The sequence below is a fragment of the Nocardia cyriacigeorgica genome (assembly GCF_029868385.1).
In the GTDB taxonomy this organism is placed as follows: domain Bacteria; phylum Actinomycetota; class Actinomycetes; order Mycobacteriales; family Mycobacteriaceae; genus Nocardia; species Nocardia cyriacigeorgica_F.
Genome location: NZ_JARWNX010000047.1, coordinates 90,746 through 109,606 on the forward strand (window position 1 = coordinate 90,746; position 18,861 = coordinate 109,606).

The 18,861-nt window shown below is 67.2% G+C and carries 23 protein-coding genes and 1 other RNA gene; 19 read left to right on the plus strand and 5 right to left on the minus strand.

All coding sequences use genetic code 11. From position 1 onward, the window contains the following. Window positions 1-51: 51 nt before the first annotated feature. The gene (hisN, locus tag QH168_RS14420; RefSeq protein ID WP_280235152.1) at window positions 52-837 is read left to right on the plus strand and encodes a histidinol-phosphatase; all 786 of its coding nucleotides are present in this window, start codon (window positions 52-54) and stop codon (window positions 835-837) included. A gap of 147 nt (window positions 838-984) precedes the next feature. Here hisN and QH168_RS14425 read toward each other — a convergent pair whose 3' ends face one another. Beyond that, a complete protein-coding gene (locus QH168_RS14425) occupies window positions 985-1,395 on the minus strand; it encodes a YybH family protein (protein WP_280235153.1) in 411 nt (136 codons plus the stop codon). A 342-nt stretch (window positions 1,396-1,737) separates the two neighbouring features. Here QH168_RS14425 and recQ point away from each other — a divergent pair, with 342 nt between their 5' ends. The 7 genes from recQ (at window position 1,738) to ssrA (ending at window position 8,607) form a co-directional block, all read left to right on the plus strand. After that, entirely contained in the window at window positions 1,738-3,609 is a 1,872-nt protein-coding gene (gene recQ / locus QH168_RS14430; RefSeq protein ID WP_280235154.1) for a DNA helicase RecQ, read from the plus strand. Window positions 3,610-3,760: 151 nt separating this feature from the next. Next, complete coding sequence (locus QH168_RS14435; protein WP_280235155.1) at window positions 3,761-4,900, plus strand: metallophosphoesterase; 1,140 nt, start codon at window positions 3,761-3,763, stop codon at window positions 4,898-4,900. Between the two features lie 163 nt (window positions 4,901-5,063). Continuing rightward, a complete protein-coding gene (locus tag QH168_RS14440) occupies window positions 5,064-5,300 on the plus strand; it encodes a hypothetical protein (protein WP_280235156.1) in 237 nt (78 codons plus the stop codon). Window positions 5,301-5,417: 117 nt separating this feature from the next. Beyond that, on the plus strand, window positions 5,418-5,909 hold the full coding sequence (locus QH168_RS14445; RefSeq protein ID WP_280235157.1) for a MarR family winged helix-turn-helix transcriptional regulator: 492 nt from the start codon (window positions 5,418-5,420) through the stop codon (window positions 5,907-5,909). A 55-nt stretch (window positions 5,910-5,964) separates the two neighbouring features. After that, window positions 5,965-7,563 (plus strand): MDR family MFS transporter, encoded by a 1,599-nt coding sequence (locus QH168_RS14450; RefSeq protein WP_280235212.1) that lies wholly within the window; start codon window positions 5,965-5,967, stop codon window positions 7,561-7,563. 107 nt (window positions 7,564-7,670) lie between these two features. Next, complete coding sequence (gene smpB, locus QH168_RS14455; protein ID WP_036538887.1) at window positions 7,671-8,147, plus strand: SsrA-binding protein SmpB; 477 nt, start codon at window positions 7,671-7,673, stop codon at window positions 8,145-8,147. 88 nt (window positions 8,148-8,235) lie between these two features. Beyond that, window positions 8,236-8,607: a transfer-messenger RNA gene (gene ssrA / locus QH168_RS14460) on the plus strand. A gap of 87 nt (window positions 8,608-8,694) precedes the next feature. Here the strand turns inward: ssrA and QH168_RS14465 are convergent. The 4 genes from QH168_RS14465 to QH168_RS14480 form a co-directional block, all read right to left on the minus strand. Continuing rightward, window positions 8,695-9,384 carry a DUF899 domain-containing protein gene (locus QH168_RS14465; protein WP_280235158.1) on the minus strand — a complete coding sequence of 230 codons (690 nt, stop codon included), beginning with the start codon at window positions 9,382-9,384 and terminating at the stop codon, window positions 8,695-8,697. Window positions 9,385-9,518: 134 nt separating this feature from the next. After that, the gene (locus tag QH168_RS14470; protein ID WP_280235159.1) at window positions 9,519-9,935 is read right to left on the minus strand and encodes a hypothetical protein; all 417 of its coding nucleotides are present in this window, start codon (window positions 9,933-9,935) and stop codon (window positions 9,519-9,521) included. A 375-nt stretch (window positions 9,936-10,310) separates the two neighbouring features. Beyond that, window positions 10,311-10,508, minus strand: coding sequence for a hypothetical protein (locus QH168_RS14475; protein WP_280235160.1), 198 nt, complete (start codon window positions 10,506-10,508; stop codon window positions 10,311-10,313). A 250-nt stretch (window positions 10,509-10,758) separates the two neighbouring features. Then, window positions 10,759-12,105 carry a lipase family protein gene (locus QH168_RS14480; protein ID WP_280235161.1) on the minus strand — a complete coding sequence of 449 codons (1,347 nt, stop codon included), beginning with the start codon at window positions 12,103-12,105 and terminating at the stop codon, window positions 10,759-10,761. Between the two features lie 190 nt (window positions 12,106-12,295). Here QH168_RS14480 and QH168_RS14485 point away from each other — a divergent pair, with 190 nt between their 5' ends. The 11 genes from QH168_RS14485 (at window position 12,296) to QH168_RS14535 (ending at window position 18,657) form a co-directional block, all read left to right on the plus strand. Beyond that, window positions 12,296-13,555, plus strand: a complete 1,260-nt coding sequence (locus QH168_RS14485) for a PucR family transcriptional regulator (protein ID WP_280235162.1) — start codon at window positions 12,296-12,298, stop codon at window positions 13,553-13,555. A 60-nt stretch (window positions 13,556-13,615) separates the two neighbouring features. After that, window positions 13,616-14,176 (plus strand): RNA polymerase sigma factor, encoded by a 561-nt coding sequence (locus QH168_RS14490; protein WP_280235163.1) that lies wholly within the window; start codon window positions 13,616-13,618, stop codon window positions 14,174-14,176. Continuing rightward, window positions 14,167-14,874 carry an Asp23/Gls24 family envelope stress response protein gene (locus tag QH168_RS14495; protein ID WP_280235164.1) on the plus strand — a complete coding sequence of 236 codons (708 nt, stop codon included), beginning with the start codon at window positions 14,167-14,169 and terminating at the stop codon, window positions 14,872-14,874. Before QH168_RS14490 ends, QH168_RS14495 begins: the two co-directional genes overlap by 10 nt. After that, window positions 14,871-15,242 (plus strand): Asp23/Gls24 family envelope stress response protein, encoded by a 372-nt coding sequence (locus QH168_RS14500; protein ID WP_280235165.1) that lies wholly within the window; start codon window positions 14,871-14,873, stop codon window positions 15,240-15,242. The genes QH168_RS14495 and QH168_RS14500 overlap by 4 nt, the downstream gene beginning before the upstream one ends. Next, window positions 15,242-15,577 (plus strand): hypothetical protein, encoded by a 336-nt coding sequence (locus QH168_RS14505; RefSeq protein WP_280235166.1) that lies wholly within the window; start codon window positions 15,242-15,244, stop codon window positions 15,575-15,577. The genes QH168_RS14500 and QH168_RS14505 overlap by 1 nt, the downstream gene beginning before the upstream one ends. A 95-nt stretch (window positions 15,578-15,672) precedes the next feature. Next, window positions 15,673-16,158 (plus strand): Asp23/Gls24 family envelope stress response protein, encoded by a 486-nt coding sequence (locus QH168_RS14510; RefSeq protein ID WP_280235167.1) that lies wholly within the window; start codon window positions 15,673-15,675, stop codon window positions 16,156-16,158. 33 nt (window positions 16,159-16,191) lie between these two features. Continuing rightward, window positions 16,192-16,380: a hypothetical protein gene (locus QH168_RS14515; protein WP_280235168.1), complete on the plus strand. Its 189-nt coding sequence runs from the start codon at window positions 16,192-16,194 to the stop codon at window positions 16,378-16,380. Beyond that, window positions 16,377-16,703, plus strand: coding sequence for an Asp23/Gls24 family envelope stress response protein (locus QH168_RS14520; protein ID WP_280235169.1), 327 nt, complete (start codon window positions 16,377-16,379; stop codon window positions 16,701-16,703). The genes QH168_RS14515 and QH168_RS14520 overlap by 4 nt, the downstream gene beginning before the upstream one ends. Then, entirely contained in the window at window positions 16,700-17,239 is a 540-nt protein-coding gene (locus QH168_RS14525; protein WP_280235170.1) for a DUF6286 domain-containing protein, read from the plus strand. Before QH168_RS14520 ends, QH168_RS14525 begins: the two co-directional genes overlap by 4 nt. Continuing rightward, entirely contained in the window at window positions 17,236-17,811 is a 576-nt protein-coding gene (locus tag QH168_RS14530; protein ID WP_280235171.1) for an alkaline shock response membrane anchor protein AmaP, read from the plus strand. Before QH168_RS14525 ends, QH168_RS14530 begins: the two co-directional genes overlap by 4 nt. Before the next feature lie 102 nt (window positions 17,812-17,913). Then, window positions 17,914-18,657 carry an SIR2 family NAD-dependent protein deacylase gene (locus tag QH168_RS14535; protein ID WP_280235172.1) on the plus strand — a complete coding sequence of 248 codons (744 nt, stop codon included), beginning with the start codon at window positions 17,914-17,916 and terminating at the stop codon, window positions 18,655-18,657. Window positions 18,658-18,861: the final 204 nt, after the last annotated feature.

Sequence of the window (18,861 nt, forward strand, 5' to 3'; positions counted from 1 at the left end):
TGCGGGAGCAAGCAGTGCGGGGCGACGATGGATTACCGATAGGGTTCGGAGGTGGCTGCACACACTTCCGATCTCGAACTCGCCCTGCGACTCGCCGATGCGGCGGACGCGATCACCAAAGAGCGTTTCGGTGCGCTGGATCTCAAAGTCGACGCCAAACCGGATCTGACACCGGTGTCGGACGCGGATCTGGCGGTGGAACGGCAGATTCGGCAGATCCTCGAACGTGAGCGTCCCGCCGATTCGGTGCTGGGAGAGGAGTTCGGTGGCGATGCCGAGTTCACCGGCAGACAGTGGGTGATCGATCCGATCGACGGCACCAAGAACTTCGTGCGCCGGGTTCCGGTGTGGGCGACGCTCATCGCGTTGCTGGAGGACGGTGTGCCGGTGGTCGGCGTGGTGAGCGCACCGGCACTGGCCCGGCGCTGGTGGGCGGCCGCGGGTTCGGGCGCCTGGTCCAGCTTCCATCCCGGCGCGCCGAAGCCGATCACCGTCTCCGCGGTCGCCGACCTGGATTCGGCCAGCCTCGCCTTCTCCAGCCTGTCCGGCTGGCGTGATCGCGGTCTGCGGGAGAAGTTCATCGAGGTCACCGATCAGGTGTGGCGGGTGCGCGGGTACGGGGATTTCCTCAGCTACTGCCTGGTCGCCGAGGGCGCGGTGGATATCGCCACCGAACCCGAGGTGTCGCTGTGGGACCTGGCTGCCCTCGACATCCTGGTCCGCGAGGCGGGCGGAACTTTCACGTCCCTCGACGGAACCTCCGGCCCGCACGGCGGTGACGCGGTGGCTACGAACGGACGCCTGCACCAACAGATCCTCGACCGCCTGCACCCCTGAGGCGGCGCCTGCGCGGTCCGCCTCTCGGTGGCATCAGCAGGGGCAAGGTCGACGTCTGCCGGGCGACCGGAGCGGGTGCCGGCCGACGAATCGCATCGCGCCCTCAACGATCGACCAATGGCTCCCTGATCAGTGAGAGTGCCATGCCTACACTGCAAGGGGTCCTTGCAGCGATTCGTGGTAGTGGATTCCCTTCCATCCGTTGTCGGTGCGATGCGCGATCAGCGTGGCGCGGCCGTGCACGATGAACGGCTCATGCCCTCCGGTCGTCTCACCCTCGATATGGAAGGAAAAGAACGCGTAAGCGACGTTTTCGATGATGTCGATCCGCACGTCGGAGACGGTGATGACGTGCACGTCACCGATGTCCCGGAAAACCCGGTCGAAGTACAGGTCGATCGAGGCCTTGCCCAGTACCGGTCGGGCCAATTCGGAGGGGCAGTACACAGTTTCGTACTCAGAGTCCCACATCGATTGGAGTGTGGCAGCATCCCGTCTCGCCCACCCCCTCTGATAAGCCTCGATCAGTGCGGCAACATCTTCGGCGTCGTTCGTCATGAGCGCGACGCTAGAACATCAAGTTCACTAGAGGTCAAGTTGTCCGCGATACTCGGGTTGCTGTCTCGTGCGGCGATTGGTCGTGCTCGGACTACCACTCGCGATCTTGGGGAGCAGCAGCCTCGCAGCAGTTCGAACGCATTTCGGGACAGGCCCAAGAGATCGGCACTGGTGCTGGCCGGCGCGTCTTCTTGGCTCCAGGTGATGCGGCTCGTCCGCAGCGACCGTCGGCGTACAAGTCCCGGATCGTAGCTATCCACGTGTGCGCAACTTCCGATTCCGGCCCAGGTCGCGCTCGGTAGCCACCCGCAGCTGTCGGGCTGTCCTCGTAGGATGGGCCGCGTGGAAACAGCCGACGCCCTCGCCGCCGTAGACCGCACCGTCACCGGTGCCGAACCCGATGCGGCGCAACAGGTTCTACGTCGGGTGTTCGGATACGACAGTTTCCGCGGCGATCAGCAGCACATCGTCGACCATGTCGTCGCCGGTGGTGACGCCCTGGTGTTGATGCCGACCGGCGGCGGCAAATCCCTCTGCTATCAGGTGCCCGCGCTGGTGCGGCCGGGCGTCGGCGTCGTGGTGTCGCCGCTGATCGCGCTCATGCAGGACCAGGTCGATGCGTTGAGCGCGCTCGGCGTGCGGGCCGGGTTCCTCAATTCCACCCAGAACCCGGATGAGCGCCGCATGGTGGAGGCACAGTACATCGCGGGCGAGCTGGATCTGCTGTACCTGGCGCCGGAGCGGCTGCGGCTGGAATCCACGGCCAGGCTGCTCGAACGCGGCCGCATCGCGCTGTTCGCCATCGATGAGGCACACTGCGTATCGCAATGGGGCCACGACTTCCGCCCCGACTATCTCGCCCTGTCGCTGCTGCATGAACGCTGGCCCGATGTGCCGCGCATCGCGCTCACCGCGACCGCCACCGAGAAGACCCGCGACGAGATCATCGAACGGCTCGATCTGGGCGGTGCCCGCCGATTCGTGGCCAGCTTCGATCGGCCCAACATCCAGTACCGCATCGAGCCGAAGAACCGGCCCGACCGGCAGTTGCTCGATTTCATCCGCGCCGAACACGCGGGTGACGCGGGCATCGTCTACTGCCTGTCCAGGAACTCGGTGGAGAAGACCGCGGCCTTCCTCACCGAGAACGGCATCCGCGCCGTGCCGTATCACGCGGGTCTCGACAATCGCACCCGCGCCGAGAACCAGTCGAGGTTCCTGCGTGAGGACGGACTCGTCGTGGTCGCCACCATCGCCTTCGGTATGGGCATCGACAAGCCGGACGTCCGGTTCGTCGCCCACCTCGACCTGCCCAAATCGGTCGAGGGCTACTACCAGGAAACCGGTCGCGCAGGCCGCGACGGACAACCCTCCACCGCGTGGATGGTGTACGGACTCAACGACGTCGTGCAGCAGCGCAAACTCATCGACGCCTCCGACGGTGACGCCGCGCATCGCAGGCAGCTGCAACTGCATCTCGACGCCATGCTGGCGCTGTGCGAGACGGTGAGCTGCCGCCGCACCCAGCTGCTGGCCTATTTCGGGCAGCGCGGCGAACCTTGCGGCAACTGCGATACCTGCCTGAACCCGCCGGAATCATGGGACGGCACCGTCGCGGCACAGAAGCTGCTCTCGACCGTGCTGCGGTTGAAACGCGAGCGCGGGCAGAGCTTCGGCGCGGGCCATCTCATCGACATCCTGCTCGGCAAGAAGAACCCGAAGGTGCTCCAGCACGACCACCACGAACTCACGGTGTTCGGTGTCGGCACCGATCTGCGCGATGTCGAATGGCGCGGTGTGGTGCGCCAGGCGCTGGCGCAGGGCCTGCTTGCGGTGCACGGCGAGTACGGGGTGCTCACTCTCACCGAAGCCGGTAACGCCGTGCTGTTCGACGGTCACAAGGTGCTGCTGCGCCGTGAGCCCGAACGTCCGGAGCCCACCCGCGCCGCGCGAGCGGCGAAATCGGCGAAGAACCCGCCCGCCGATCTCGCGCCCGAGGATGCCGCACTGTTCGAGAAGCTGCGGGAATGGCGTGCCGCCACCGCCAAGGAGCAGGGCGTGCCCGCGTATGTGGTCTTCCACGACGCCACTCTGCGCGAGATCGCGGCCCGTAAACCGGCCGATCTGTCCGGTCTCGGCGCGGTCGGGGGAGTGGGTGAGAACAAGCTCGCCAAGTACGGCGAACAGGTGCTCGAGGTCCTGGCCGCGCAGTGAGTCCTGGCCCGTGGGCTGGCAGCCGCGCGGCGAACGGAATGTGAAATCTCGACCCCTCAGATCGGGCTGCCCGATCCAGTAGTCCAGGATGACTGGCGGAACTTCATCGGACGATCCAACGAGTCCAGCAGACGGCAAACGGAGGCGCGGCATGAACGGGTCGGCACCTGGCGGTGGCAACGCGCGCCACCACGCGGATCGGTCCGTTCACGACGGTTCATCCGGTATCGGGCGGCGAGAACTGCTGACCGGTGCGGCCGTGGCCGCTGCCGGGTTCACGGTGGCCGGGCTCAGCCCCGCCCATGCCGTTCCCGTCGCCGAGGGCGTCACGAAATTCGGCTTCCCGCCCCGCGGTGACCGGGTCCGCGTGCTCGTCACCGGCGACGCGGGCACCGGGACCAGGGCTCAGTGGGCGGTCGCCGACGCGATCCGCGCGTTCCACCGGTGTGAGCCCTTCGATATGGCGCTCGGGCTCGGCGACAACATCTACGAGAGCGGCCCGAGCAGCGGCGAGGATCCACAGTTCGCCGAGAAGTTCGAGAACCCCAACACCGGCCTGGACTTCCCGTGGGCCATGGTGCTCGGCAATCACGACAACAGTTCGGTCCTGCCCGGTGACGGCGGCTGGCTGCTGCGCGGCGATCACGAGGTCCGCTATCACGCCGACTCGCCGCGCTGGTGGATGCCGAGCCGCTACTACTCGGTGCGCGTGCCCGAACGCGATCCGGTGGTGGAGTTCTTCGTGCTCGACCTCAATCCGCTCGCTGTCTACTTGCCGCCGCTGTTCACGCCGTACTGGGCCGTCGACGGCCAGTTCATGAACGAACAGCGCGCCTGGCTGGACCGCGCCATTGCGGAATCGCCCGCCACCTGGAAGGTCGCCTGCACTCATCACCCGTACCTGAACAATGGGCCGCACGGTGATGCCGGGCATTACGAGGGTCTGCCGATCGAGCCCATCAACGGCGTGCACGTGAAGCAGTTCTTCGACGACCATGTGATCGGCCGCTGTCACCTGATCTTGTCCGGTCACGATCATTCCTTGCAGGTGCTCGACCAGAAGGTCGAGATGAAGGGCACGCGCCAGATCATCTCGGGCGCCGCTGCCAAGACCGTCGGCGCCCAGCCGAGAGAACTGCCGGACACGGCGCACGGCGCCCAGTTCCAGAGCTTCCATCAGCTCGGTTTCCTGGTCCTCGACCTGGCTCCGGGCGCCATCGACGCGCGGGTGTACACGGTCGACCCGGCATCCGGTGCCGCCACCGAAGAATTCCGCCGCAGGATTGCCTGACCGGCCTCCTCGGCCTGCTTCGCGCGGCCCGGAGGCGGCGTCATCGGGAGCCCGGCTGCAAAGTGCCCGCGACTGCCCGCCTCGCTCATAGCCACCTCGGTGGACGCGCCGCTGGCCGCCTGAATTCCGCCGCGACGCGGGCGCCCGGGTTACCGTGCACGCCATGGCATCCGGTGACGGCTCCGAAAACGGCGAAATCTCGGGCGGCTCGTCGAACGCCGAGGCGCCCGACGCCGCCCCCGTGCAGCATCGCAGCGGCGATCCGGCTGTCGAGACCGTCTGGTTGGGCCGCCGCGCCGACCCGCGCCGCCATCCCAGTTGGCCCCGCGTCTCCACCATCGCGCTGACCGTCGCGTTCATCGCGCTTCTTGTTCTCTACGTGGTGCTGCGGCCGAACTGAGCCGATGATCCGTGCTCGGCGGTGTGATCCAGCTCGTCCGAGAATTAGTTGATTAGCGAAAGCAACTAATATAAAGTTGCTTACCGCAAGCAATAATTCTCGTGTTGGGAGTCCGGCATGGCAGTGTCACCCGATACCGCCCAGGACCTGACCAGAGAGCTGTACCTCATGGGCCGCGCGATCCGCGCGGCCATCGCTCATCCCGAAGAAGGTCAGCTGCTCTCGGGCGCCATCGGTGTCCTCGTGGTCCTGGAAGGTGCGGGTCTCATCCGGCAGGTCGACCTGGCCTCACATCTGTGCATCAGCCCCTCGGCGCTGAGCCGCCAGGTCGCCGAGCTGGTCACGGCGGGATACGTGACCAGGCGGGCCGACCCGACAGACGGGCGCGCCACCCTGCTGGAAGTGACCGAGGAAGGCCACGATCTGCTCCGGCGCGTTCGCGCCTCGCGGGCTCGTCGCCTCCAGGCCGTGCTCTCCGATTGGGATGAAACCGAAGCCGCGCAGGTATGCGCTGCCATCGAAAAACTCAGAAACGCGCTGGTCGCGCGTGTTCAGCACACTATGGCCGATAGGCCGGTTATCGAAGAGAGTCAGGAAGTAGATGCCTAGCCAACACGATGAGGTGAACTCGACCGAGGCGGTGACCCAGCGGGATCCGTACGCGATGACCCATCGCGAAGTCCTGGAAGCCATGACCGGCCTGCTGGCGGCGCTGTTCACGGCGCTGCTCAGCACCACGATCGTGGCGACCGCACTGCCGACCATCATCGGTGACCTGCAAGGTTCCCAGACGGCCTACGCCTGGGTCATCACCGCCGCATTGCTGGCCACCGCCGCCTCCACCCCGATCTGGGGCAAGCTCGCCGATCTGTTCAACAAGAAGACGCTGGTCCAGATATCCATCGTCATCTTCGTCGCCGGATCCGTGCTCGCCGGATTCGCCCACAACGTGGACCTGCTGCTCGCCGCACGCGTCGTCCAGGGCATCGGTATGGGCGGTCTGACCGCGCTGGTGCAGGCCATCATCGGCAGCATCGTCGCGCCCCGCGAACGCGGTCGGTACTCCGGCTATATGGGCGCCGTCATGGCGGTGTCCATGTCGGGTGGGCCCATCCTGGGCGGTGTGATCGTCGACAGCCCGCTCGGCTGGCGCTGGTGCTTCTTCGTCTGCGTGCCGTTGGCGGTCATCGCGCTGGTGCTGCTGCATCGCACCCTTCGCCTGCCCACCGAACGCAAGGACGACGTGTCCATCGACTGGCTCGGCGCCGTGCTCTTGACCGCCGGCGTGTCGATCCTGCTGATCTGGGTGTCCTTCGCGGGCAAGGCCGACTACTACGACTGGGTCTCGCGGGAATCGGCGATCTACGTCGGCAGCGGTCTGCTGCTGCTCGCCGCCACCGTGTGGGTCGAATCGAAGGCGAAGTCGCCGATCATCCCGCTGCCGATCGTCACCGAACGCACCACCGGCCTGGCCATCATCGCCTCCATCGCCGTCGGTGTCGGCATGTTCGGCGCGACCACTTTCCTCGGTCAGTACTTCCAGACCGCGCGTGGCTACTCACCGACCGTTGCGGGCATGCTGACCATCCCGATGGTCGCCGGCATGCTGATCGCTTCGGTCGGCTCCGGGCAGCTGATCACCCGGTTCGGTAAATGGAAGGGCTTCGTCGTCGGCGGAGCGTTGGTGCTGGTGGCAGGCTTCGGGCTGCTGTCGACCCTCGATCACGCGACGAACCTGTGGCTGGTCGCGGTCTACATCACCATCGTCGGCCTCGGCGTCGGCAGCCTGATGCAGAACCTGGTGCTGGCCGTGCAGAACACCGTCAGCGTGCACAACATCGGGTCGGCCTCGAGTGCGGTCGCCTTCTTCCGGACCTTCGGCGGCGCGATCGGTGTGTCGGTGCTCGGTTCGGTGCTGGCGACCAGGGTGAGTGATCTGTCGGCGGAAGGATTCGCGAAACTCGGCATCCACCCGGCGTCCTCCGGTGGCAGCAACCTCGACCTGGGTGCGCTGCCCGCGCCTATCGCGACGATCGTGCGTACCGCCTACGGTGACGCGACCGGTCGAATCTTCCTGATCGCCGCGTTCACCACCGTGCTGGCCCTGGTCGCGACCCTGTTGCTACCGAACCGCCCGCTACGCACCACGATCGATATCGATCCAGCGCTCGATCCGATGCGGGAGGCCGAGGAGGCGAAGACGGATACCGCCGAGCTTCCCGCCGATCCGGTGCGGCAGCCCGAACGAGTTCTCCAGAAGTAACTCCGAACGCGTGCGGCAGGTCCCGGTTCGTCCGGGGCCTGCCTCGCCGTCTGTACCGTGTCGACCTGGGAATAATCCGGTTGCTCCATCACTTTAAGGTTGTCGTTATGAAGGAGAAGGGGCGCAAGGTCATCGCGACCAACCGCAAAGCGCGGCACAACTACACGATCCTCGATGTGTACGAGGCCGGGATCGCGCTGGTCGGTACCGAGGTCAAGAGCCTGCGCGAGGGCAAGGCATCGCTGGTCGACGCCTTCGCCACCGTCGACAACGGCGAAGTGTGGTTGCGCGGCCTGCACATCCCGGAGTTCAGCCATGGCACCTGGACCAACCACTCGCCGCGGCGGGTGCGCAAACTCCTGCTGCACAAGCGGGAGATCGAACGGCTGGTCGGCAAATCGCGCGAAGGCAACCAGACGTTGGTCCCGCTGTCGATGTACTTCTCCGACGGCAAGGTGAAGGTCGAACTCGCACTGGCCCGAGGTAAGCAGGACTACGACAAACGTCAGGACCTCGCCCGCCGCACCGCCGAACGCGAAGTCACCCGTGAACTGGGCCGTCGCGTCAAGGGGATGAGCCGCTGACCTGCGCCGCGAGTGGTCGGAAAAATGGGAATGAACACCGGTCGGTGAGGTGTTAACATGACAAGCCCGGCAAGGCGCCGGGACGTACGGGGCTGAACGGTTTCGACTGCGTACGTTGATTCAGGGGAAGCGTGTCGGTGCAGGCAAGAGACCACCGTAAGCGTCGTTGCAACCAATTAAGCGCCGATTCTCATCAGCGCGAGTACGCCCTCGCTGCCTAAGTAGCAGGACGTCTCTGTCAGACCGGGTTCGTCCCTCGACCCGGATCCTGGCATCAGCTAGAGGGACTTACCGTCAGGGCCGGTCGCGGGTCACGGCGGAACATCCAACAGCGACTGGGATCGTCATCCGAGCTTGTTCGCGAGACCCGGAGATCCGAGTAGAGACCTAGCGAACTGCACACGGAGAAGCCCTGAAGACGCGGCGGAGGACCCGGGTTCGATTCCCGGCAGCTCCACTCGAGGCCCCTCACCTGACCCGCAGGTGAGGGGCTTTTTTCATGCGCCGACCGCGCGAAGGCCGGGCCTGTTGCCATACTCAGCGCGGTTTATGCCTCCGACTCCCCATACGCCGCGGCGATGTCCTCGGAGCTGCTCCAGCCGCTGTAGGTGGGGGATTGGGGCCAGCCTTCGGGGGAGTCCTGCCATTTTTCCTGGCGGCCGTAGGGGAGGATGTCGATGAGGGGGAAGGTATAGCTGAGCTGTTCGACGCCGCGGCCGGTGGTGTGCCAGGTGCGGTAGACCTTGTCGCCGTCGCGTAGGAAGACGTTGAGGGCGAATCCCCCGCCGGGAGGCGCGTCGACGTCGGTGCCGAAGGAACTGTTCGCCGTGGAGTACCAGGTCATCTTGTTGCCGACGCGGCGCTTGTAGGCGAGCGCCGCATCGATCGGGCCCTGGGTGACGATGACGAACCTGGCGTCGTAGTTCTCCAGGATCCGCAGGCGGGTGAACTGGGAGGTGAATCCGGTGCAGCCGCCGCATTGCCACCGCTGGCCCGGTGCCCACATGTGGTTGTACACGATCAGCTGTGCGTGGCCGTCGAAGATGTCGACCAACCGGACCGGTCCCGCTTCGCCCTCCAGGGTGTATTCGGGCATCTCGACCATCGGCAGACGGCGACGCTGCGCGGCGATCGCGTCGAGTTCCCTGGTGGCGGCCTTCTCCCGAACACGCAGCTCGGCGAGTTCACGCTGCCAGGTCTCGGCGTCGACAACGGGTGGTAATGCGTTGGTGCTCATGGGGCCTCCCTGACCGGTCTCATACATCGCGCTCGTAGATAGAGACGACGGCCGTTCACCGGATTCATCGGTGAACGGTCGCCTCCGCGTCGCAGGAACCGGCCGAGGCGGCTTTTCCGCATCGACCGGGAGGTTCAGCGTGCGAAATCGAGTCCGGTGCCCGCCACATAGGTGGCGGTGATGGAGCCGTCGGGGTGTCTCGTGCCATAGGCCGCGATAACCGCACCCGGTGAAATATCGGCGACGCGTGAGCCGAAGAGGACGTGGACTTTGGTGGAGGGGGTCGTGCGGATAGTGGTCTTCGTACCGAAGAGGCTTTCGACTTGCAGCGTGGTGCCATCGGTGTCGGCGACTCTGCCGACGGCCACCATCTTGCCGAGAGTGGCGGTGGGCGAGACCACCGGAGCCGGCGCCGGTACAGGTGCGGGTACGGCTGTGGGTGCGGGCGCCGCCATCGTCGCGGTGGGGGAAGGATCGATCTCGGGCGGGGGCGTGGTCGGCGTGCGATCGCCGGTGAAGAGGGCGATGAGCATCGCCAGCAGTGCGATCACCGTGGCAGTTCCACCGACCAGCAAATTCGATTCGCTGTGCGGGGTCGAATCGGAGGCGGCGGGCTGCGGGGCGGGTCGATCGGAAGGGGCACAGGACTCATCCGGGCGCCTGCTGGACGCCTGCGGAGGGCGGGACCACGGGGTGCTCGGATGGGACATAGCCCACAGCGTAAGCGGGTACTCATGCGTACCTATCGCCACTGGCGGTGAGTGGGGGCGATCGGAGGTAGCCTGCACGTTTCCCTGTGCGAGAAAAGGTTTCGGATCTGGAAGCGAGAAAGGGTTGCGGATCTGATCCGCGGCCCGCCGCACCGGCGGACGACGCTTGAATCGCCGGAACTCGAACGAGCCGACGTCAACGTAGGTGGCCGGATGTCAACGTACGGGGCGCAGAATCCGCAGGGTGATGACGAGCCCGATGATCAGGGCGATGGTTGCGGTGATGGCGGTGCTCAGGGTGTGGGTGAGGGTGGCGATGCCGACGGTGAAGATGAGGCAGGTGGCGATTGCCAGCAGCGCGGTGCCCCATTCCATGCCGACGATCCGGGCGGGTCGGTGGCGCATTGCTGTCATGACCGGGGAGTACCCAGGCGTTCCAGCAATCAAACCGTTATCTCCTGATCGGTGTCCGTTATGTGTCGCTATCTGCGGTTTGTCCAGGCCGTTGTCTCGTTCGATAGCCATGATCGAGCCTTTCTCGGCGTTTTCGCACCTTCATGGGCGGTCTACCGATAACGACCCGGCAACGGCGCGGATGGCACGCGGCAAACAATGAGACAACCGTCACGTCGGGTGGGTGGCCGCGACGCCACGTGGTCGGCGATCAGCGCTGGTGGGTGATGGGGCGCGCGAGCGTCATCCGCAATATCTGTGCGACGAACCTACATAGCCCGCGCGCCGATCTGCGGGTGCGAGCAACCGACCAGACGTCGGTGGTGCCCGGCTCCTCGAGTGCATGACCGGCGAAGCGGTCGTCGAGCCAATCGGCCATGGTCGGGGTGCCGAGGAATTCCAGCGGCAGATGCAGGGCGAGGCGGTCGCGCAGGTAGTGCACTTGCGCACCGGCGGTGCGGTACCGGTCGACGAGCGCATCCACATCGGCGACGGCGATGACTTCATCGGGAATCGCTTGCAGGACCAGCATCGGTGCTCGTGGCGCGGTGGCGCCGGGCCGGATGTCGTCGAAGATCGCGCGTAATCCCGGCTGCTCGACCAGTTCGGCAATACCTCGATCGCTGTGTCGGTCGACGTTCTTGCCCGCGAACCTGACCAGCAGCGGCAAGGTCGCCCGCGTTTCGGCCTCGCCGAGCAGACGCAGGAATCCCGGATGGAGCCACTCGGCCAGTAGCGCCGCCAATTCCGGGTAGGCGCGCCGCAATCCGGCGGTGTACACCGCGGCGAACCCCGCGTACATCGTTGCGTTCAACCGCACGAACGCGGCCGCGGGATCGCCGACCGGTGATCCGGCGACCGCGCCGACGATGTCGATCTCGGGTGCGTAATCCGCGGCCACCTCGGCCGCCCACGCGGTCGCCAGCCCGCCGCCGGAGTAGCCCCACAAACCGACGGGTGTTGTCGCGGACAGGCCGAGCGGCGCGAAATCCAGTGCCGCGCGGACTCCGTCGAGCGTGCGATATCCGGGTTCACGACCGGCACCGAAGTGACCACGCATCCCCTCGTGGTCGGGGACGGAGACGGCCCAGCCGCGTGCCAGCGCATGGGCGATGAGTGGAAACTCCAGCTGCGGAATCGCACCGAACACCCGCGCCCCGCGCCGCAACGCGTACGACGGGAAGCAGGTGGAGGCGACGGCGTCGATAGCGCATTGGAACGAGACGAGCGGCCGGTGAACGTCGGGCTCGGCGCCGTGGGGGAGCAGCACGGTCGTCAGTGCGACTTCGGCGTCGCCGTGTCGATCGCTGGTGCGGTAGAGCAGCTGCCAGGCCCGCACGCGCTGCGGAATCCGGCCGAACAACGCCAATTCCACGGTGCGGGAACGGATCACGGTGCCAGGCGTGGCGGTATCGAGGTTCGGTGGCGGTACACAGAACGGGTCGTATTCGACGCGGACCGGCGGCCCGGAGTCGGTGAACGGCTCCGCTGAGCCCATGTACCCGGGGATCGGGGGCAGCCGTTCATCCTCGGCGCGCAACGCCGCCTCGGTACTCATCGTGCTGGTCCTTCCGAGGCGGAGTCGTGCTGTCGGCACAAATCTAGGTCGGCGGCGGGGAGGGCGTCACTACGTCGGCGGTACCAAGTGTTCGCGCCGAACTCGTCTCCGAAGACAGTTTTTCCGGAGTTGATCGTCTCGGTGACCGGAGGAATTGCCGCAGCCATAGTCGTGGGCGACAATCCGCGACATGGTTGTCGATCTTCCCCCGCTGGCCGCGGACGCCGCGATTCTCGATCGGCTCGGCCGTGGGCTGCCCGGTATCGCCGATCGCATGCTCGCGGCCGGACTCGGTTCGACACCACCGGCCGCCGACCTGCCCGACGACCACTTCCACGAAGTCGTGCCTGCGATCCTGGCCTGCGGGCACGCGTTCCTTCGCGCGCTGCGGGAACAACGCGAGTTCACCGATGCCGAGGTGGCGCTCCACGTCGCGCCGGTGGTGCATCATCATGCGGCCGAGCGGATCCCGCTGCGGCTGCTGGTGGATGCCGTGCACGGTTCGGCGCAGCAATTGCTCCAGGAATCGGCGCGCTCGGCCACCGCGGACGAACTGGACGATCTGATCGCCTTCGGCGCGCATCTGCTCGATCTGCTGCGCCGCATCACCACCGTGGTCTACGAGGCGTATTCGGAACTCGAGCAGTCGGTCTACCAGCCGGAGCGGGAGGCCAGGCGGGCGCTGTGTTCGGCTCTGCTGCACGGGCTTCCGGTGGTCGAACTCGCCGCCCGCGCGGATATCGCACTGGCCGAGGACTATCGGGTGCTCGCCGTGCTGGTTCCGCCGCAAGATCAATCGGCGCAGGTGGCGACCATGATCGCCCGGCGAAGGATGCGGGTGTTGCAGTCGATCCTCGATGATCTCGTCGGCCCCTCGGCTCTGCACACCTTCGACGGGTCCGCGGGAATCGTGCTGCTGCCCGGTTCGGCCACACCCGATCCGGCCGATCGTCTTGCGGCAGCCGCGGACGGACGGATGGGCGCGCCGGTCTTCCTCGCCGATGCCGGTGCCGTATCCCGTGCGGACCTGCCGGAGGCCGCGGCCGAGGCGGGGGAACTCGCCGCGCTGGCTCGGGCGCTCGCTCGTCCCGCCGGGGTGTATCGCCTCGACGATCTGCTGCTCGAGTATCAGCTCACCCGTCCGGGCCGGGCCCGCGACCGCCTGGCCCGGCGTATCGAACCGCTGACGGCGCGCCCGCATCTACTCGCGGCGCTGGACGCCTATCTGCGCCACGGCACCGACCGCAAATCCGCCGCCGCCGAGGTGCACGTCCACCCCAACACCTTCAGCTACCGGATGCGCCGCATCGCCGAACTCACCGGCCTCGACCCCGCCGACCCCACCGACACCCGTCTACTGGCCGCGGCGCTCACCGTCGACCGGGCCGGTCGACCGTCCGGATCGCCCGGAACGCACGCGTCCACCACTGAGACGACGATCACGGGATAATCGACCGTGACGAATCCCCATGCACGGTGTCCAACACAGGAGCGGGCTGAGGAGGTGGGTGTGACCGCGACCGAGACGACGACCGTTCCGGACGATGTGACCCTGGTCAGCAGGTCCAAGGACGGTGACGTCCGGGCCTACGAACAACTGGTGCTGCGGTATCAGGGGCAGATGTTCCGGCTCGCATCCAAAATGCTCGCCGACCGCGCCGAGGCCGAGGACGTGGTGCAGGAGGTCTTCCTCGCGGCCTGGCGGCGGTTGCGGCAGCTCAACGACGACGCGGCATTCGTCGGCTGGCTCTACCGGATGACGACCAACCGCTGTCTGAACGTGATCCGGGCTCGCCGCCCGCACGTCGAGGCGGATCTGGACCTGACCGAATCGCCGCGTTCGGACATCCGGCCCGAGCACGCGACCCAAGTGAAAACCCAGCTCGAGGCGCTGAACGTGGCGCTACAGGAGCTGACGCCCGAACAACGGGCCTGCTGGCTGCTGCGCGAGGTGCACGGCCTGTCGTATGAGGAGATCGGAGACATCGTCGGCGCGAACACAACCGCGGTCCGCGGTCGCATTGCCCGCGCACGAGCCCAATTGTCCGAGGTGATGAAGCCATGGCGGTGAACGAGACGACCGAACAGGACTATGTCCTGCCGTGCGGCCGTGAACTGGAACAGGTGTGGGAACGGCTCGACGCCGTCGAGGCCGGTCGAGCCTATGAACATGAGCTGAGCTGCCCGGATTGCGCGGCCGCACGCGACAGTCTGCTGGCGTTGCGCGCGGCGACCAGGCAGATGATCGAGGAGCCGGTCGCGCCGCCGCCGGATCTGGTGGGTCGGATCATGTCGGCGGTGCGGGCCGAGGTGCGCCGCGGCCGCACACTGGACTTGCCCACCTCGGAGCCCGGCGGGGTGGAAGTGAGTGAGCAGGCCGTGAACGCCGTGCTGCGATACGCCGCCGATTCGGTGCCCGGCGTGCGAGCGCGGCGCTGCCGGGTGCGTCCGGCCGGCATGGGTGCGGACGGTGAATATCTGGTCGATGTCGAGATGTCGGTCGCGGTGCGGTTCGGTCCGACGGCCGTGGCCGAGCTGATGCCGATCGTGCGTGAACGCGTCACCGCGGCGCTGCCCGCCCGCATCGGGCTGACCCTGCACCGGCTGGATCTGACGATCGCCGATGTCTACGAGGATCCCGCCCCGGACAACGGCACCGCGACCGACCGGCGCGAAGAGGGTGCGACGCCCGACTCCGGCGATGCCGGGGGCCCCGATGCGTCCACCGGTGGTCCCGGTCCGGAGCGTACTCGGGGAGACCGCCGATGACGCCCGCGGTATCGGTGCTCATCGAGCCCCCGGTGATCGCGGCCGTCGCCGCGCACGCCGCCCTGGCCACTGCGGGTGTGGTGCGGCTGGAGCCGGGCGTACGCGGCCTGCTCACCACATTGGTGCGGGCGGGTAGGCAACGCTGGCTCGGCACCGACCCGGCGCCCTCGGAAGGTGTGCGGGTGCGGCGCACCGAGGACGGGCGGTTGCTGGTCCAGATCGATGCGGTGATCGCCGGTGACCGGCACGCGGGTGAGGTGGGGCGTGCGGTGCAGCGCGCGGTCGCCGCGGTGGTGCGTGCCCAGACCGGGCAGCGGGTGGACGAGGTCGTGGTGTCGATTCTCGATATCGAGCCGGAGCCGCGCTGATGTTCGACGAGGAAACCATCGACAAGATCATCGGCGCGGTCGAGGGGGTCGCCGGACTGCGGCCCGCGACACCGATCGTGCGCGAGAACGCGAGCTGGTGGCCGTGGGACGCCCGCACCTACGCGGTCGACCTCACCGACGACGCGGTGCAGGTGCGGGTGGTCGCCGCCACGTTGCCACTACCCCCGCTACTCGATCTCGCGAGTGAGGCGATTCGGCCCGTGCTGGCGGGTACTCCATGGGAACAGGCCACGGTGCGGCTGGTGGTCACCGAACTCGACGCGGCTGCTTTCGCCGAGGAAGGAACTGTGGACGAGCAAGGAACTGTGGGCTGAGCCACACGGTTCGCCCGTGACGAACGCGCGGATCGGGTGTCGATCAGAGTGCGGGACCGAATCCGCTGTATCCCAAAGGAATCAGGAGGAACACCATGACCGCCACCACCGAGAAGAGCACCACCAACAACACCGCGACCGAGGCGAGCGGCGCCGAGAAGACCACGGTGAAAAAGGAACACGCGCTGGTCAGCGAGCTCGGCACCACCACCATCTCCGACATCGTGGTGCAGAAGGTCGCCGGTCTGGCCGCCCGCGAGGTACGCGGCGTGCACAACCTCGGCGGTAGCGCCGCCCGCGCCTTCGGCACCCTCCGCGACCGCATCCCCGGCGCCTCCGCCAGTATCGGACAGGGTGTTTCGGTCGAGGTCGGCGAGACACAGGCCGCCGTCGATCTGGAGATCGTCGTCGAATACGGCGTCGCCATCGCCGAGGTGGCGCGTGCGGTGCGCCGCAATGTGATCACCGCGATCGAGCAGATGACCGCGCTGCACGTGGTCGAGGTCAATATCAATGTCAACGATGTGTTCATCCCGGGTGACGACGATGACGAAGACGCGCCCACCGCGCGCGTGCAGTAGCCACCGACCGGATCCAGCGAAGAGGAGTCGATTGTGAACGCCACAACGATATGTCTGGCGATCGGTCTCGCGCTCGGATTCGCCGCCGCGTTCGGCGGATTCGGCGCGTTCCTGATCGTGCTGGTGTTCGCCGCGCTCGGTCTGGCGATCGGCCGATGGCTCGATGGCGAACTCGACCTCGCCGCGCTGGTCCGATCCGCCCAGGACAAGGGCAGGCGATGACGGCCGCCGCGGTCGGAGCCGAGCTGCCGGGGCGGACCACGGTCAGTGAACGGGCGGTGCGCCGGATCGCCGCGCACGCCGCCCGCGAGGTGCCCGGCGTCGATCGCGGCGTCAAGGTCGAGGCCACCGTCTCCGGTGATCGGGCCGCGCTGGCCGTGCGGCTGCCGGTCCGCTATCCGGAACCGGTGGGCCGGGTGACCGAGGACTGCCGCACCCATCTGCGTGCACGCACCGCCGAACTGACCGGGATCGGTATCTCCAGGGTCGACATCGTGGTCCCGGAGCTGACCACGGAAACCGTTGTCGCCGGGAGGGTCCGGTGATCCGCAGGCCGCGGCGCGCGTGGCCCGCCGTCGTCATCGCGGTGGTGGTGCTCGCGGCGTGCGTCGCGGTGACCGTGTCACTGGTGCAGCGACTGACCGACACACACGAGTACATCTCCTATGACAGCGTCGCCGGTGAGGTGCACGGCATCACCTGGAACGAGCTGCCGGTACTGATCGGCGGGGTCGTGGCATTGGCCATCGGGGTGGTGCTGCTGGTGATCGCGTTGCTGCCGGGGCGTGCGAAGGTGTTGCCGCTGACCGGCCACGAGGACGGTATGGAGGCGGGAGTGAGCCGGTCGGGTCTGCGAACTCTGTTGCGTACCAGCGCTACCGGGGTCGATGGGGTGACCTCCGCGCGGGTAAAGGTGCGCCGCGACGTCGTCACCGTGGTCGCGCGCACCGATCGGCACGACAGCGCCGGGCTGGCCGATACGATCTGCGACACCGTCACCGGCCGGGTGCAACAGGTCGGCCACCCGGTGAAGCGGGTGAAGGCGAAGCTGCACGGACCCAAAGCCGGAGGCCCTCGATGAGCAAGGTGAATCGGCCCGCAGGTGTGAACCGGACGCTGATCGGCCTGACCGGGGTGATCCTGCTCGCGGCCGGTGCGTACGCCCTGGCCGCCCACTTCGGGCAGCTGGGGTGGGTGGACCGCGAATCGGCGCTGGTCCCGGGCACCGCTGCCCCGCCGACCTGGGTGTTCTGGGCGGTGATCGCCGGTGCGGTGGTGCTCGGCCTGCTGTGCTTGCGCTGGCTGCTCGCCCAGATCTTCCGGATGCCGAAGTCGCAGTCGTGGCGATTCGAGGCCGATCCGACCGCAGGGAAGACGGTCATGGCGTCATCGACGGCGGCCGCCCCGGTGGCCGCGGATATCGCCGCCTTCGATGATGTGCGCTCGGCCTCGGCGTGGCTGACCGGGACCCGGTGGGCGCCGGAGTTGCACCTGACCGTCACCGTGCAACCACATGCCGATGTGGGGTCGCTGCGCGGACGTATTCTCGACGAGGCCGTACCCCGGCTGCGGCAGGCGCTCGAAGTCGAGACCATCCCGGTGACGTTGGAGTTGAGCTTCGCCGACGCCGGTAAACGTCCACAGTTGCGTTGATCTGGTTCGCAGATCGAGTCGTGCAGCCACCCTGTGTCGTGCCACGAACCGCGCCCGATAGCCTGACGATATGACGAGTTCGGCAAGGAGGCGACGGCCGCGATGAGCATGGACTGGCACGCCCGTCCCGGCCGGATCGCGGTACTCACCGGCGCGGGCATCTCCACCGATTCCGGGATTCCGGACTTCCGTGGCCCGCGCGGGGTCTGGACGAAGGATCCGATCGCCGAACTGCTGTCGACCTACGACAACTACCTCGCCGACCCCGAACTGCGCGAACGTTCCTGGCTGGCCCGCCGCGACAATCCGGCCTGGCAGGCTCGGCCCAATGCCGCGCACACCGCGCTGGTCGAACTCGACCGTGCCCGCACGGTCACGATCATCACCCAGAACGTGGACCGCCTGCATCAGCGGGCTGGTTCGCCGCCGGGCGGGGTGATCGAGATCCACGGCAACATGTTCGACGTGGTCTGCGTCGACTGCGATTACCGCTCCACGATGGCGGCGACGCTCGAACGGGTCGCGGCGGGCGAGGTCGACCCGCCGTGCCCGGACTGCGGCGGCATCCTCAAAGCGGGCACCGTGATGTTCGGGCAGGCCATGGACCCGCGCACCATGCTGAAGGCGACCATCACCGCCGAATCCAGCGATCTGTTCCTCGCGGTCGGGACCTCGCTCCAGGTCGAACCCGCGGCCTCGCTCTGCGCGCTCGCGGTGGACAACGGGGCCGACCTCGTCATCGTCAATGCCGAGCCGACGCCATACGACCGCCTCGCCACCGAGGTCATCCGCGAACCCATCGGCATCGCACTGCCCGAACTCGTCGCGCGCATTCTCGGCTACTAGCGACCGGATCGCGTTCTACACTGGTGGTGCTCAGTGCTGTTGCGTGGAAAGCGTTGGTGCGGACGCCATTTGGCTGATTTCCGCTGCCGGCCCGGTTCTGAATCCACGAGCTGAGTGCTTGTCGATCGTCTTGGTTTCGAAGCATGCGCGCATGCGCGCATGCCGCCAGCTGGACCCGCCATGCCGTATCTCTCGAGGAGACGA

Bases quoted from the DNA above. Each gene is read 5' to 3' on its own strand.
- QH168_RS14500 (WP_280235165.1), top strand. From the start codon at position 14,871: ATGACGCCCGCGGTATCGGTGCTCATCGAGCCCCCGGTGATCGCGGCC.
- QH168_RS14510 (WP_280235167.1), top strand. From the start codon at position 15,673: ATGACCGCCACCACCGAGAAGAGCACCACCAACAACACCGCGACCGAG.
- QH168_RS14485 (WP_280235162.1), top strand. From the start codon at position 12,296: ATGGTTGTCGATCTTCCCCCGCTGGCCGCGGACGCCGCGATTCTCGAT.
- QH168_RS14465 (WP_280235158.1), bottom strand. From the start codon at position 9,384: ATGAGCACCAACGCATTACCACCCGTTGTCGACGCCGAGACCTGGCAG.
- QH168_RS14495 (WP_280235164.1), top strand. From the start codon at position 14,167: ATGGCGGTGAACGAGACGACCGAACAGGACTATGTCCTGCCGTGCGGC.
- smpB (WP_036538887.1), top strand. From the start codon at position 7,671: ATGAAGGAGAAGGGGCGCAAGGTCATCGCGACCAACCGCAAAGCGCGG.
- QH168_RS14505 (WP_280235166.1), top strand. From the start codon at position 15,242: ATGTTCGACGAGGAAACCATCGACAAGATCATCGGCGCGGTCGAGGGG.
- QH168_RS14440 (WP_280235156.1), top strand. From the start codon at position 5,064: ATGGCATCCGGTGACGGCTCCGAAAACGGCGAAATCTCGGGCGGCTCG.
- QH168_RS14475 (WP_280235160.1), bottom strand. From the start codon at position 10,508: ATGACAGCAATGCGCCACCGACCCGCCCGGATCGTCGGCATGGAATGG.
- QH168_RS14435 (WP_280235155.1), top strand. From the start codon at position 3,761: ATGAACGGGTCGGCACCTGGCGGTGGCAACGCGCGCCACCACGCGGAT.
- QH168_RS14450 (WP_280235212.1), top strand. From the start codon at position 5,965: ATGACCCATCGCGAAGTCCTGGAAGCCATGACCGGCCTGCTGGCGGCG.
- QH168_RS14445 (WP_280235157.1), top strand. From the start codon at position 5,418: ATGGCAGTGTCACCCGATACCGCCCAGGACCTGACCAGAGAGCTGTAC.
- QH168_RS14425 (WP_280235153.1), bottom strand. From the start codon at position 1,395: ATGACGAACGACGCCGAAGATGTTGCCGCACTGATCGAGGCTTATCAG.
- QH168_RS14480 (WP_280235161.1), bottom strand. From the start codon at position 12,105: ATGAGTACCGAGGCGGCGTTGCGCGCCGAGGATGAACGGCTGCCCCCG.
- QH168_RS14520 (WP_280235169.1), top strand. From the start codon at position 16,377: ATGACGGCCGCCGCGGTCGGAGCCGAGCTGCCGGGGCGGACCACGGTC.
- QH168_RS14535 (WP_280235172.1), top strand. From the start codon at position 17,914: ATGAGCATGGACTGGCACGCCCGTCCCGGCCGGATCGCGGTACTCACC.
- QH168_RS14530 (WP_280235171.1), top strand. From the start codon at position 17,236: ATGAGCAAGGTGAATCGGCCCGCAGGTGTGAACCGGACGCTGATCGGC.